The 12,401-nt window shown below is 58.6% G+C and carries 11 protein-coding genes; 3 read left to right on the forward strand and 8 right to left on the reverse strand.

Annotated elements, in window-relative coordinates; all coding sequences use genetic code 11:
* Positions 1-68 precede the first annotated feature (68 nt).
* Positions 69-677, forward strand: a complete 609-nt coding sequence (gene lexA, locus FEE99_RS23045; RefSeq protein WP_041477344.1) for a transcriptional repressor LexA — start codon at positions 69-71, stop codon at positions 675-677.
* Positions 678-687: 10 nt separating this feature from the next.
* The gene (gene sulA, locus FEE99_RS23050; RefSeq protein WP_041477346.1) at positions 688-1,161 is read left to right on the forward strand and encodes an SOS-induced cell division inhibitor SulA; all 474 of its coding nucleotides are present in this window, start codon (positions 688-690) and stop codon (positions 1,159-1,161) included.
* A 97-nt stretch (positions 1,162-1,258) separates the two neighbouring features.
* Here the strand turns inward: sulA and FEE99_RS23055 are convergent, their stop codons facing one another.
* The 7 genes from FEE99_RS23055 to FEE99_RS23085 form a co-directional block, all read right to left on the reverse strand.
* Positions 1,259-1,492, reverse strand: a complete 234-nt coding sequence (locus FEE99_RS23055; protein WP_003226592.1) for a hypothetical protein — start codon at positions 1,490-1,492, stop codon at positions 1,259-1,261.
* Between the two features lie 106 nt (positions 1,493-1,598).
* Positions 1,599-2,123: a DUF6586 family protein gene (locus FEE99_RS23060; protein ID WP_041477347.1), complete on the reverse strand. Its 525-nt coding sequence runs from the start codon at positions 2,121-2,123 to the stop codon at positions 1,599-1,601.
* 144 nt (positions 2,124-2,267) lie between these two features.
* Positions 2,268-4,901 (reverse strand): type I DNA topoisomerase, encoded by a 2,634-nt coding sequence (gene topA / locus FEE99_RS23065; RefSeq protein WP_041477349.1) that lies wholly within the window; start codon positions 4,899-4,901, stop codon positions 2,268-2,270.
* A 114-nt stretch (positions 4,902-5,015) separates the two neighbouring features.
* Entirely contained in the window at positions 5,016-5,252 is a 237-nt protein-coding gene (locus FEE99_RS23070) for a DUF1653 domain-containing protein (RefSeq protein ID WP_041477350.1), read from the reverse strand.
* 93 nt (positions 5,253-5,345) lie between these two features.
* Positions 5,346-6,521, reverse strand: coding sequence for an acetyl-CoA C-acyltransferase FadA (gene fadA, locus FEE99_RS23075; protein ID WP_016775495.1), 1,176 nt, complete (start codon positions 6,519-6,521; stop codon positions 5,346-5,348).
* 29 nt (positions 6,522-6,550) lie between these two features.
* Positions 6,551-8,698: a fatty acid oxidation complex subunit alpha FadB gene (fadB, locus tag FEE99_RS23080; protein WP_024013640.1), complete on the reverse strand. Its 2,148-nt coding sequence runs from the start codon at positions 8,696-8,698 to the stop codon at positions 6,551-6,553.
* A gap of 524 nt (positions 8,699-9,222) precedes the next feature.
* Positions 9,223-9,660 (reverse strand): hypothetical protein, encoded by a 438-nt coding sequence (locus tag FEE99_RS23085; protein ID WP_041477352.1) that lies wholly within the window; start codon positions 9,658-9,660, stop codon positions 9,223-9,225.
* Positions 9,661-9,763: 103 nt separating this feature from the next.
* Here FEE99_RS23085 and FEE99_RS23090 point away from each other — a divergent pair, with 103 nt between their 5' ends.
* Positions 9,764-10,201, forward strand: coding sequence for a universal stress protein (locus tag FEE99_RS23090; RefSeq protein WP_016775498.1), 438 nt, complete (start codon positions 9,764-9,766; stop codon positions 10,199-10,201).
* A gap of 192 nt (positions 10,202-10,393) precedes the next feature.
* Here the strand turns inward: FEE99_RS23090 and FEE99_RS23095 are convergent, their stop codons facing one another.
* A complete protein-coding gene (locus FEE99_RS23095; RefSeq protein ID WP_039760799.1) occupies positions 10,394-12,316 on the reverse strand; it encodes an ATP-binding cassette domain-containing protein in 1,923 nt (640 codons plus the stop codon).
* Positions 12,317-12,401 lie beyond the last annotated feature (85 nt).

The following is a 12,401-nucleotide window of genomic DNA, read 5'->3' on the forward strand; positions in this document are numbered from 1 at the left end:
CGCCCATTGCCAAGACCGCTTCACTGTATATAATCCCAGTCACTGTATAAAAAGACAGAGCGATCAATATGCTAAAGCTGACGCCACGCCAAGCCGAGATTCTGGCCTTCATCAAACGTTGCCTCGAAGACAACGGCTATCCGCCCACCCGTGCGGAAATCGCTCAGGAATTGGGTTTCAAATCGCCAAATGCGGCGGAAGAACATCTCAAGGCCCTCGCCCGCAAGGGCGCGATCGAGATGACCCCGGGCGCTTCCCGCGGCATCCGTATTCCCGGCTTCGAAGCCAAGACCGACGACTCCACCCTGCCGATCATTGGCCGAGTGGCTGCCGGCGCGCCGATCCTCGCCCAGCAGCACATCGAAGAATCCTGCAACATAAACCCGACCTTTTTCCATCCTCGCGCCGACTACCTGTTGCGTGTGCACGGCATGAGCATGAAGGACATCGGCATCTTCGACGGCGACTTGCTGGCAGTTCACACTACTCGCGAAGCGCGTAACGGTCAGGTTGTGGTTGCCCGCATCGGCGACGAAGTGACGGTCAAACGCTTCAAACGTGAAGGCAGCAAAGTCTGGCTGATTGCCGAGAACCCCGAGTTTGCCCCTATCGAAGTCGACCTGAAAGATCAGGAACTGGTGATCGAAGGCTTGAGTGTCGGCGTCATTCGCCGCTAAAGGAGGCTCCATGCAGTTCCCACACACACCTCAGCAAACACAACTGCCTTTATTTGAAGCGTTTCTGGCGCAACCGATTGCGCCGATCCTCAAAGACGTGGTCGAGCGTGACTGGAATGCCAAACCTGACGCCTTCAGTGAGCTATCACTGCGTGGTGCGGCCGGGAACTGCCTGAACCTGCTAGCGCCGATCCTGCGTGAATTGAGCGAGGATCAGGATGCGCGCTGGCTGACGCTGATCGCCCCACCCGCCAGTCTGACGCAAACCTGGCTGCGCGATGCTGGCCTGAACCGCGAACGCATTCTACTGCTGCAACCGCGCGGCACTCAGAGTGCTCAGCAACTGGCCTGCGAAGCGTTGCGGCTGGGTCGCAGCCACACCGTGGTGACCTGGCTGAACCCGTTGAATGCCAATTCACGGCAACAACTGATCAGCGCCGCGCGCACGGGCGAAGCTCAGAGCCTGAACATTCGTTTGGGTTGATTGTTGAGTAATGCGCGCTGTGTGAAGCGCAGGGCTTCTCCAGGGACAGAGAAGCCGATCTGAAGCGCAAGCGACCGAGAAAAGGCCAAAGCGTGGATCAATGAAGAACCCGCGGCCCCTCTTCCTTATCAAACTCGCCTTCAACCATACGACCTGCCATCTGCACACCGACACTCAACATCGCTTTGGCAATTTCAACGTGCTGGCCTTGCAGGAACGCCTTGGCATCCTCGGAGAAATCCAGCGTCACCAGAGAACCTTCGTCCTCGGCCCTGCGCAGTTCGATTCGGCCGTCTGGTAACTCGACAATTTCTAGAAAGGACGTTGGCATATAAGTCTGTTCTCCACGAAAGGCAGCGATTATATAGACATCATTCGAGCTTCGCTCGGGATCTTGACCAGCAGCATGTTTCAGATTGCCACTGCGCCAAATCCAATCAGCACTCATTCAAACCTTCACGGAAACGCAGGGCCAGACCTTTAAGGTTCTGCCGCCAGCTCTCCAGCTCGTCTCGACTGAGCTCTTCTGGCGCCTCTTCTTCATCAAGATTAATCGCTTGGATCAGCGGCTGCGTCACGTCGCCTTTCGGCTTGCGTGGCGCCCTCGGTGGCTGAAACAGTGCTGCGTGCGCCGCCAGCAGTTTCGCCAGCCAGGTTTCCGGATTACCGGCCAGCTCGACCATTTCGGCCAACTCCGGAATGGCGATCGACTCCAGCACTTCGCGCTTCAACAACTCCTCTGCCCTCGGCGAATTGGCCTGCGGCAGACGATAAAAGCCGGCGATCTCATGACACAAGCCCAGCAGTGCGCCGTAGAGGTGGAACAACGCCGACTCACGCCCGGCCTGGATCAGCGCCAGAGAATTCATCGCCCGCCCTTCTTCAGCACGAGCCAGAGCTTCGAGTGACAGCCCGGCGAAATAGATCTTCTGGTTGGTGCGGGTATAGAGTTCGTGGGCCATGACGGCAGCCTCCACAACGAAATAATTGCTTCACACAGGCCCGGCAGTGTCATGGATCAGCCGATGCCAGCGCAAGCACAAAACAAAAAGGCCGCATGAAAACCCGAAGGGTTCATGCGGCCTTTTTGCTGTTCAGACTAGCGCTTACTCAGCCTTGGCCTTTGCGCTGCGCTTGTCTTCAACAGTCCACTTGCCACCGTCGTAATACGCTTTCCAGCCTGTCGGCTTGCCGTCGACTTCGGTCTGTACGTATTGCTCCTTGGTCTTGCGGCTGTAGCGGATGACCGCTGGCAGACCGTCAGGATCCTTTTGCGGAGCCTCGCACAGGAAGTGGTACTTCGGATCGATCTCGTCCTTGTGCGGCAGAATCTCGATCACCAGCGGAGCGCGAGTCTCGCGGTTTTTCGGGAACTGACTGGCGGCCAGGAACAGACCGGACGCACCATCGCGCAGGATGTAGGTGTCGTTGACCTTTTCGCATTTCAGCTCAGGCATCTTCACCGGGTCCATCTTCGGCGGTGCCGCGTCACCGCTCTTCAGCAACTTGCGGGTATTCTTGCACTCAGGGTTGGTGCAACCGAAAAACTTGCCGAAACGGCCGGTCTTGAGCTGCATCTCGCTGCCGCACTTATCGCATTCCAGACTCGGACCTTCATAGCCCTTGATGCGATAGCTGCCCTCTTCAATTTCGTAACCGGCGCAATCCGGGTTGTTGCCGCAGATATGCAACTTGCGCTTCTCGTCCAGCAGGTAGGCGTCCATCGCCGTGCTGCAGATTGGGCAGCGATGCTTGCCACGCAGGACCAGCGATTCCGATTCGCCCTCGTCGTCCGCTGCGATTTCATCGCCTGGCACCAGGTTGACGGTGGCCTTGCAGCGCTCTTTCGGCGGCAGGCTGTAGCCCGAGCAGCCAAGGAACACGCCAGTCGATGCGGTACGAATCTGCATCGGACGACCGCACGTGGTGCACGGAATGTCAGTCATGACCGGCTGGTTGGCGCGCATGCCGCTGTCCGGGTTTTCCGCTACTTCGAGTTTCTTCTTGAAGTCGCCATAGAACTCGTCCAGCACGTTTTTCCAGTCGCGCTCGCCCTGCGCCACGTCATCGAGGTTCTCTTCCATGCCGGCGGTGAAGCCGTAGTCCATAAGATTGGAGAAACTCTCGGACAGACGCTCGGTGACGATGTCGCCCATCTTTTCCGAGTAGAAACGACGGTTGTGCAGGGTCACATAACCGCGATCCTGAATGGTCGAAATGATCGCAGCGTAGGTCGAAGGACGACCGATGCCGCGTTTTTCCATCTCCTTGACTAGACTGGCTTCGGAATAACGCGCCGGTGGCTTGGTGAAATGCTGCGACGGGTCAAGCTTGATCAGCTTCATCACATCGCCCTGGGCCATGTCCGGCAGCACGTCATCATCGCCAGGCTTGGCAATTTGCGGCATCACCCGGGTGTAACCGTCGAACTTGAGGATACGGCCCTTGGCACGCAGCTCGAAGTCGCCAGCGCCGACGCTGACGGTGGTCGACAGGTATTGCGCCGGCAGCATCTGGCAGGCCAGGAACTGGCGCCAGATCAGCTCGTACAGACGCTCGGCATCGCGCTCCATACCCGCCAGCTTGCTCGGCGTGGTGTTGGCGTCGGACGGACGAATCGCTTCGTGAGCCTCTTGCGCGCCTTCCTTGCTGCTGTAGACGTTCGGCGTTTCCGGCAGGTACTTCTTGCCGAATTCGTCTTCGATGTAGGTGCGCGCCATCGCCACGGCGTCGGCCGAGAGATTGGTCGAGTCGGTACGCATGTAAGTGATGTAGCCGGCTTCGTACAGACGCTGGGCCATCATCATGGTTTTCTTCACGCCGAAACCGAGGCGGTTGCTCGCAGCCTGCTGCAAGGTCGACGTGATGAACGGCGCCGACGGCTTGCTGCTGGTCGGTTTGTCTTCGCGCTTGACGATGCTGTAGCTGGAGGACTTGAGCTTCTCCAGCGCAGCCATGGCCTGGGCTTCGTTCAGCGGCTTGAAGGCTTCGCCTTTTTCGCGAGCCACTTCGAAACGCACGGTCGAGCCTTTGGTGGTGCCGAGATCAGCGTGCACTTCCCAGTATTCTTCGGGATTGAAAGCACGGATTTCACGCTCACGCTCGACTACCAGCTTCACCGCAACCGATTGCACGCGACCGGCGGACAGACCACGGGCGATCTTGGCCCACAGCAGCGGCGAGACCATGTAGCCGACGACGCGGTCAAGGAAGCGACGCGCCTGCTGGGCGTTGACACGATCAATGTCCAGCTCGCCCGGCTCGGAGAAGGCTTCCTGGATCGCCTTCTTGGTGATTTCGTTGAACACCACGCGCTTGTAACGGCTGTCGTCACCACCGATGGCTTCGCGCAGGTGCCAGGCAATGGCTTCCCCCTCGCGATCCAAGTCGGTTGCGAGATAGATGGTGTCAGCATCCTTGGCGAGCCGGCGCAGCTCTTCGATGACCTTTTCTTTGCCCGGGAGGATCTCGTACTGGGCTTTCCAGCCGTGTTCGGGATCGACGCCCATGCGCGAGACCAGCTGCTTGCGCGCTTTCTCTTTTGGCGAGAGCACCGGACCTTCGCCCGCAGCAGCCTTGCCGCGCTTGGCGGCTGGCTCTTTGCTGGCGCTAGCCGAACCGCTGGTGGGCAGGTCTCGGATATGGCCGATACTCGACTTCACCACGTATTGGTTGCCCAGATACTTGTTGATGGTCTTGGCCTTAGCCGGGGATTCCACAATGACCAGCGATTTGCCCATGGATCAGAAAATTCCTGAATTCTAGAAGTGAAAGGCGGTTGGCGCCTGACGCGGCACCGCTATATATAGTTGATACAAGGTGAGGTCAAGCGCAGGGTTGTCTGCGCAGTCGCCTCATGCCTTGTCAAAGACGCTCGGTTCGGCCTGCACCAAAGCAAAGCGCGGCACCTGCTCGCCGTCAACCTCGACCGACTCGACGAACATGCTCAGCGGGCGCACCCAAAAGCCGTAATCGCCATACAGGGCTTGGTAAAAGACCACTTCTTCTTCGGTTTCGGAATGCCGCGCAACACTGAATACACGGTATTGCGGACCTTTGTAATGTTGGTAGAGCCCAGGTTGTATCGGCATGCTTCGGCCCTCACTGAAATCTTTTCAAAAATAAATAAAAAACCCAAAAACAAAAACCGGGGCACTGGGCCCCGGCTTCCATCGACGAGACGCTTAAACGCGTTCGAAGACGGTGGAGATGCCTTGGCCGAGACCAATGCACATAGTGGCCACCCCGAAGGTGCCGCTATTCTGCTTCATCACGTTCAACAGGGTGCCGGAAATACGTGCACCGGAGCAACCGAACGGGTGACCCAGGGCGATCGCGCCGCCGTGCAGGTTAACCTTCTCGTTCATCTTGTCGAGCACTTTCAGATCTTTCAGCACTGGCAGAGCCTGTGCAGCGAAAGCTTCGTTGAGCTCGAAGAAGTCGATATCGTTGATGCCAAGGCCTGCGCGCTTCAGGGCTTTTTGTGTTGCCGGCACTGGACCATAGCCCATGATTGCCGGATCCACACCTGCCACCGCCATCGAACGGATCACCGCCATAGGCTGGATACCCAGGTCCTGTGCACGCTGCGCCGACATCACGATCATGCACGAAGCACCATCGGTGATCTGCGACGAAGTACCGGCAGTCACGGTGCCGCCTTTCGGATTGAAGGCCGGCTTGAGTGCCGCCAGACTTTCCAGGGTGGTTTCCGGACGAATGGTTTCGTCGTAGTCGTACAGTTTCAGGAAACCGTTCTCGTCGTAACCCTGCATCGGGATGATTTCGTCCTTGAACTTGCCTTCCACGGTTGCCTTGTGGGCCAACTGGTGGGAACGCACGCCAAAGGCATCCTGCTGCTCACGGGTGATGCCGTGCATCTTGCCGAGCATTTCAGCGGTCAGGCCCATCATGCCCGAGGCTTTCGCCGCGTACAGCGACATGTGCGGGTTCGGATCGACACCGTGCATCATGCTCACGTGGCCCATGTGCTCGACGCCGCCGACCACGAACACGTCACCGTTGCCGGTCATGATCGCTTGCGCAGCAGTGTGCAGCGCACTCATCGACGAGCCACACAGACGGCTGACGGTCTGGCCGGCCGAGGTGTGCGGAATCTGGGTCATCAGCGACGCCATGCGCGCGATGTTCCAGCCCTGTTCCAGGGTCTGGTTGACGCAGCCCCAGATCACGTCCTCGACTTCCGCCGGGTCGACCTTGCTGTTGCGTTCCAGCAGTTTGCTGATCAGGTGCGCCGACATGTCTTCAGCGCGGGTGTTGCGGTGCATGCCGCCCTTGGAGCGGCCCATCGGAGTACGACCGAAGTCGACAATCACGACGTCTCTAGGATTCAAGCTCATAAGTTCACTCTCACTCTAGTTGGGGGCGCTTAACCGAAGAAGCTCTGGCCGTTCTTGGCCATTTCGCGCAGCTTCGCGGTCGGGTGGTACAGCGCGCCCAAATCAGCGTACTGGTCAGCCAGGGCAACGAACTCGGCAACACCGATCGAATCGATGTAGCGCAGCGCACCGCCACGGAATGGAGGGAAACCGATACCGTAGACCAGACCCATGTCGGCTTCGGCGGCGGTTTCAACGATGCCGTCTTCCAGGCAGCGCACGGTTTCCAGGCACAGCGGGATCATCATCCAGTTGATGATGTCTTCGTCAGTGACTTCGCGCTGCTCGTAAACGATCGGCTTGAGCACTTCGAGTACCGACGGATCGGCGACTTTCTTCTGCTTGCCTTTCTTGTCGGCTTCGTAGGCGTAGAAGCCCTTGCCGTTCTTCTGGCCCAGGCGCTTGGCTTCGTACAGCACGTCGATGGCCGAACGACGGTCATCCTTCATGCGGTCCGGGAAACCTTCAGCCATGACGTCGCGACCGTGGTGACCGGTGTCGATGCCGACCACGTCCATCAGGTAAGCCGGGCCCATTGGCCAGCCGAATTTTTCCATCACTTTGTCGATGCGAACGAAGTCGACACCGGCGCTGACCAGCTTGGCGAAACCGCCGAAGTACGGGAACAGCACGCGGTTGACCAAAAAGCCCGGGCAGTCATTGACGACGATCGGGTTCTTGCCCATTTTCTTCGCGTAGGCAACGGTGGTGGCGATCGCCAGTTCACTGGACTTCTCGCCACGGATCACTTCCACCAGCGGCATCATGTGCACCGGGTTGAAGAAGTGCATGCCGACGAAGTTTTCCGGACGCTTGAGGGCCTTGGCCAGCAGGCTGATGGAAATGGTCGAGGTGTTGGACGCGAGGATGGTGTCCTCTTTGACCTTGTCTTCGACTTCAGCCAGTACCGCTTGCTTGACCTTCGGGTTTTCGACCACAGCTTCGACGACCAGATCGACGTGACCGAAGTCGCCGTAGGACAGGGTCGGACGAATGCCGTTGAGCACTTCAGCCATCTTCGCAGCGGTCATGCGACCCTTGTCAACGCGGCCGACCAGCAGCTTGGCGGCTTCGGCCAGACCCTGCTCGATACCGTGCTCGTTGATGTCCTTCATCAGGATCGGCGTGCCTTTGGAAGCCGACTGATAGGCGATACCGCCCCCCATGATGCCGGCGCCGAGTACGGCAGCCTGCTTCACGTCCTTGGCGATTTCGTCGTAGGCCTTGGCCTTTTTCTTCAGTTCCTGATCGTTCAGGAACAGGCCGATCAGGCTCTGCGCAGCAGAGGTCTTGGCCAGTTTGACGAAGCCTGCAGCTTCAACTTCCAGTGCTTTGTCGCGACCGAAGTTCGCGGCTTTCTGGATGGTCTTGATCGCTTCAACCGGCGCCGGGTAGTTCGGGCCGGCCTGGCCAGCCACGAAACCTTTGGCGGTTTCGAAAGCCATCATTTGTTCAATGGCGTTCAACTTGAGTTTTTCAAGTTTCGGCTGACGCTTGGCTTTGTAATCGAACTCGCCGGAGATGGCGCGCTTGATCAGTTCAAGGGCAGCTTCCTGCAGCTTCTCTGGAGCAACCACGGCGTCGACGGCGCTGACTTTCAGGGCGTCTTCAGGACGGTTTTCCTTGCCGGCGGCAATCCACTCGATGGCGTTGTCGACACCGATCAGGCGTGGCAGACGCACAGTACCGCCGAAGCCTGGGTAGATGCCCAGTTTGACTTCCGGCAGACCGATCTTGGCCTTGGTGGACATGACGCGATAGTCGGCCGCCAAGCACATTTCCAGACCGCCACCGAGGGCGATGCCGTTGATGGCCGCGACGGTCGGCACGTTGAGGTCTTCGAAATCGCTGAAGATCTTGTTGGCTTCGAGATTGCCTGCAACCAGCTCGGCATCCGGCAGCTTGAAGTTGTCGACAAATTCGGTGATGTCGGCGCCGACGATGAACACGTCCTTGCCGCTGCTGACGATCACGCCCTTGATCGAAGCATCTGCCTTGATGGTGTCTACGGCCTGACGCAGTTCGTTCAGGGTTAGACGGTTGAACTTGTTGACGGACTCACCCTTGAGGTCGAATTTCAATTCGACGATGCCACTTTCAAGAGCTTTAACCGTGATGGCTTTACCTTCGTAAATCATCAACTGATCTCCACGATATGGAAGCTGAACAATACACGTCGGACGCAGGCTTAAGGCTCAGAAGGACGCTTTGCTCGTCGATACTGACACCGTCCGCCCGGCACACCCGCCAACGCGATAGTCGGGATTCTGTAGGAGCAGTCTGTAAGACAAACGCTCAATTCATACGCCCGTTTGATTCGGGTACGTCACCTTCACGGAATTTCAGACAATTGTCAATCGCCCTAAATTCGGGCTGAAATGCGACTTTGCGGTCATTTCTGCACCATGATGAGCAGCAACACCCGCCCCGATGTTCAGCCACTCATAGAATCAATAGTTAGAAAAGTCGCCCTAATTTCCGCCGAGCCCTGTTCAGAAGGCTACGCTGGGTGGACTGCGAAGAAATTTGCCGAGGCGATCAAAGCGCTTGCCGCAAAAAAGTTACCGGCCTGCCTGGCCAATCCGCCCGACGAATCATGTCGGGCTTTTTATTGCGCGTCTGCCGGACGTTTCACACCGTTGCAGTGAGAAAAGTCCGCGCATCACGCCAGTGCTTTCAGGGTCGCGTCGATATCCTGCAGAACCGTCGCCTCGCCCTTCTCGCCCCAGTACAAGGCGATCATCTGCTTGTCCGCTTCGATCTTGAAAACATTGCCCGGCAATTTTTCGAAATAATCGAGCAGGATCCGGTCATCGCAGACTTCCTGCCATTGATTGACCCAAACGCCCGGGGTTTTCTGCCAGTACGTCCAGCACGCCGGTTGACTGCCACGCCGCGGCCGATGGTACTGGGCGCAGGGATTCGGCGGCTCCGGCAGCAGCCAGTGCGGCCACTCCTGCGGCGCCAGCTGCATGGCCAGGCCGATGCGTCGAGCCTCCATGCGCAGGGCCATGCGCCCGCTCTGCGTGCGAGACGGGCGCAACCATGCCAGCGGACTTAAAACTACCAGCAGGATTGACACCACCAGCCAGACCGTCATATCTGTACTCCCGATTTTTGATGAGCCCATTGTGTCACTTGCGAACCAATGCGCTTGAAACCAGCCATACTTACCAATATCGAACCCTCAGGAGGAGCACCTCATGCCCTACCACCACATACTGGTCGCCGTAGATTTGACCGAAGAGTGCGACCCTGTGATCCACCGCGCCCGCGAGCTGTCGGTGAGCAACGCTGCCAAGTTGTCGCTGGTGCATATCGTTGAACCAATGGCCATGGCCTTCGGTGGCGACGTGCCAATGGACCTGTCACAACTGCAACAACAGCAGTTCGATCAGGCCAAGGAGCGTCTTGAAAAACTCAAATCGAAATACCCCGAGCTCGAAGGCGCCAATTGCCATCTGACCTACGGCCAGCCCCGCCAGGAAATCCATCATTTCGCCAAGGAACAAGCGTGCGATCTGATCGTGGTCGGAAGCCATGGCCGTCATGGCCTGGCACTGCTGCTCGGCTCGACCGCGAATGACGTGCTGCACGGTGCGCCATGCGATGTGCTGGCGGTACACCTGGTCAAACGCTGATCTGTCTTGCTCTTTGTGGGAGCGAGCCTGCTCGCGAATACGTCGACACATTCAATATGAGTGCCGCCTGACACAAGGCTTTCGCGAGCAGGCTCGCTCTCACAGTTGACCTGCTCCAGCCTGTAGATCGCGCTACATATGAAAAGCCCGGCGCTCATCACTGAGCGCCGGGCTTTTTCACATCAGGAGCAATCAGGCATCCAGCTCGGCCCAACGCTCCACCAACGCATCCAGCTCGGCCTGCAATTGCTCCAGCGAAGCAATCACCTTGGCCGTTTCCGCCGGCGGACGCTGATAGAAACCGGCTTCAGCCATTTCCGCTTCAACAGCGGCGATTTGCTGCTCCTTGGCGTCGATGTCGCCCGGCAAGGCTTCCAGCTCACGCTGCAGCTTGTAGCTGAGTTTCTTCTTGGCCACCGGAGCAGCAGCCGCAGGCGCAGCCACAGGAGCCGGCTCAGCGGTAACCACCGCAGAGTTCAGGTCAGCCTTGCCCGACTTGCTTTCAGTCACGCCCAACAGACGCGGCGAGCCGCCCTGACGGATCCAGTCCTGATAGCCGCCGACGTATTCACGAACCTTGCCTTCACCTTCGAAGACCAGGGTGCTGGTCACCACGTTATCGAGGAATGCCCGGTCGTGGCTGACCATCAGCACGGTGCCGTTGAAAGTCAGCAGCACTTCTTCGAGCAGCTCGAGAGTTTCCACGTCGAGGTCGTTGGTCGGTTCGTCGAGCACCAGCAGGTTCGCCGGTTTGCTGAACAGCTTCGCCAGCAACAGACGCGCACGTTCACCACCCGACAACGCCTTGACCGGCGTGCGTGCACGCTGCGGGCTGAACAGAAAGTCGCCGAGATAGCTCAGCACGTGACGGCTCTGCCCGTCGATGTCGATGAAGTCGCGACCTTCGGCGACGTTGTCGATCACGGTTTTTTCCAGATCCAGCTGATGGCGCAACTGGTCGAAGTACGCCACGTCGATCCGGGTGCCCTCTTCCACTTTGCCGCTGGTCGGTTGCAGACCGCTGAGCATCAGTTTCAACAGGGTGGTCTTGCCGGTACCGTTGGCGCCGAGCAGACCGATACGGTCGCCGCGCTGCAGGACCATGGAGAAATCCTTGATCAGGAACGGCCCGCCCGGATGCGCGAAGCTCACGTTCTCGAGGACCATCACCTGCTTGCCGGATTTGTCCGCGGTTTCCAACTGGATGTTGGCCTTGCCGGTACGCTCGCGACGCTCACTGCGCTCAACGCGCAGGGCTTTCAGAGCGCGCACACGACCTTCGTTACGAGTGCGACGGGCCTTGATGCCCTGACGGATCCATACTTCTTCCTGAGCCAGACGCTTGTCGAACAGCGCGTTGGCAGTTTCTTCAGCGGCCAGCGCAGCTTCTTTGTGCACGAGGAAACTGGCGTAGTCGCCGTTCCAGTCGATCAGCCCACCGCGATCCAGTTCGAGGATGCGCGTGGCGAGGTTTTGCAGGAAGGAACGGTCGTGCGTGATGAACAGCACGGCGCCCTGGAAATCTTTCAACGCTTCTTCGAGCCAGGCAATCGCACCGATGTCCAGGTGGTTGGTTGGTTCGTCGAGCAGCAGCAGGTCCGGTTCGGACACCAGCGCCTGCGCCAGCAGCACGCGACGACGCCAGCCGCCGGACAACTCGGCGAGGGTCTTGTCGGCCGGCAGTTGCAGACGGCTCAGGGTGCTGTCGACCAGCGTTTGAAGGCGCCAGCCATCACGGGCTTCGAGGTCGTGCTGAACGTGCATCAGCTTGTCCAGATCGGCGTCGGTGACGATGTTCTGGCTTAGGTGATGATATTCGGCGAGCAAGGCGCCAACACCATCGAGGCCTTCAGCCACCACGTCGAATACCGTCCGGTCGTCGGCAACTGGCAATTCTTGCGGCAATTCGCCGATTTTCAGACCGGGGGCACGCCACACCGAGCCGTCATCGGGCTTCTGGTCGCCCTTGACCAGTTTCATCATGCTGGACTTGCCAGTGCCATTGCGGCCGATGATGCACACCCGCTCACCACGGGCGATCTGCCAGGACACCTTGTCCAACAACGGCATAGCGCCGAACGCAAGGGACACATCGCTGAATTTGAGCAGGGTCATGAGCTTCTCCAAAAACCGGGCGCGCATTCTACCTGACTTGAGGCTTCAGCAGGCCGGCAATTTGTCTGTCGAAGCACTCTGCACA

The organism is Pseudomonas sp. ef1, from assembly GCF_007293365.2.
GTDB lineage: Bacteria > Pseudomonadota > Gammaproteobacteria > Pseudomonadales > Pseudomonadaceae > Aquipseudomonas > Aquipseudomonas siliginis.

What these genes read in the sequence shown, in the direction of transcription:
- lexA (WP_041477344.1), top strand. Translation starts at nt 69, where the DNA reads ATGCTAAAGCTGACGCCACGCCAAGCCGAGATTCTGGCCTTCATCAAA.
- sulA (WP_041477346.1), top strand. Translation starts at nt 688, where the DNA reads ATGCAGTTCCCACACACACCTCAGCAAACACAACTGCCTTTATTTGAA.
- FEE99_RS23055 (WP_003226592.1), bottom strand. Translation starts at nt 1,492, where the DNA reads ATGCCAACGTCCTTTCTAGAAATTGTCGAGTTACCAGACGGCCGAATC.
- FEE99_RS23060 (WP_041477347.1), bottom strand. Translation starts at nt 2,123, where the DNA reads ATGGCCCACGAACTCTATACCCGCACCAACCAGAAGATCTATTTCGCC.
- topA (WP_041477349.1), bottom strand. Translation starts at nt 4,901, where the DNA reads ATGGGCAAATCGCTGGTCATTGTGGAATCCCCGGCTAAGGCCAAGACC.
- FEE99_RS23070 (WP_041477350.1), bottom strand. Translation starts at nt 5,252, where the DNA reads ATGCCGATACAACCTGGGCTCTACCAACATTACAAAGGTCCGCAATAC.
- fadA (WP_016775495.1), bottom strand. Translation starts at nt 6,521, where the DNA reads ATGAGCTTGAATCCTAGAGACGTCGTGATTGTCGACTTCGGTCGTACT.
- fadB (WP_024013640.1), bottom strand. Translation starts at nt 8,698, where the DNA reads ATGATTTACGAAGGTAAAGCCATCACGGTTAAAGCTCTTGAAAGTGGC.
- FEE99_RS23085 (WP_041477352.1), bottom strand. Translation starts at nt 9,660, where the DNA reads ATGACGGTCTGGCTGGTGGTGTCAATCCTGCTGGTAGTTTTAAGTCCG.
- FEE99_RS23090 (WP_016775498.1), top strand. Translation starts at nt 9,764, where the DNA reads ATGCCCTACCACCACATACTGGTCGCCGTAGATTTGACCGAAGAGTGC.
- FEE99_RS23095 (WP_039760799.1), bottom strand. Translation starts at nt 12,316, where the DNA reads ATGACCCTGCTCAAATTCAGCGATGTGTCCCTTGCGTTCGGCGCTATG.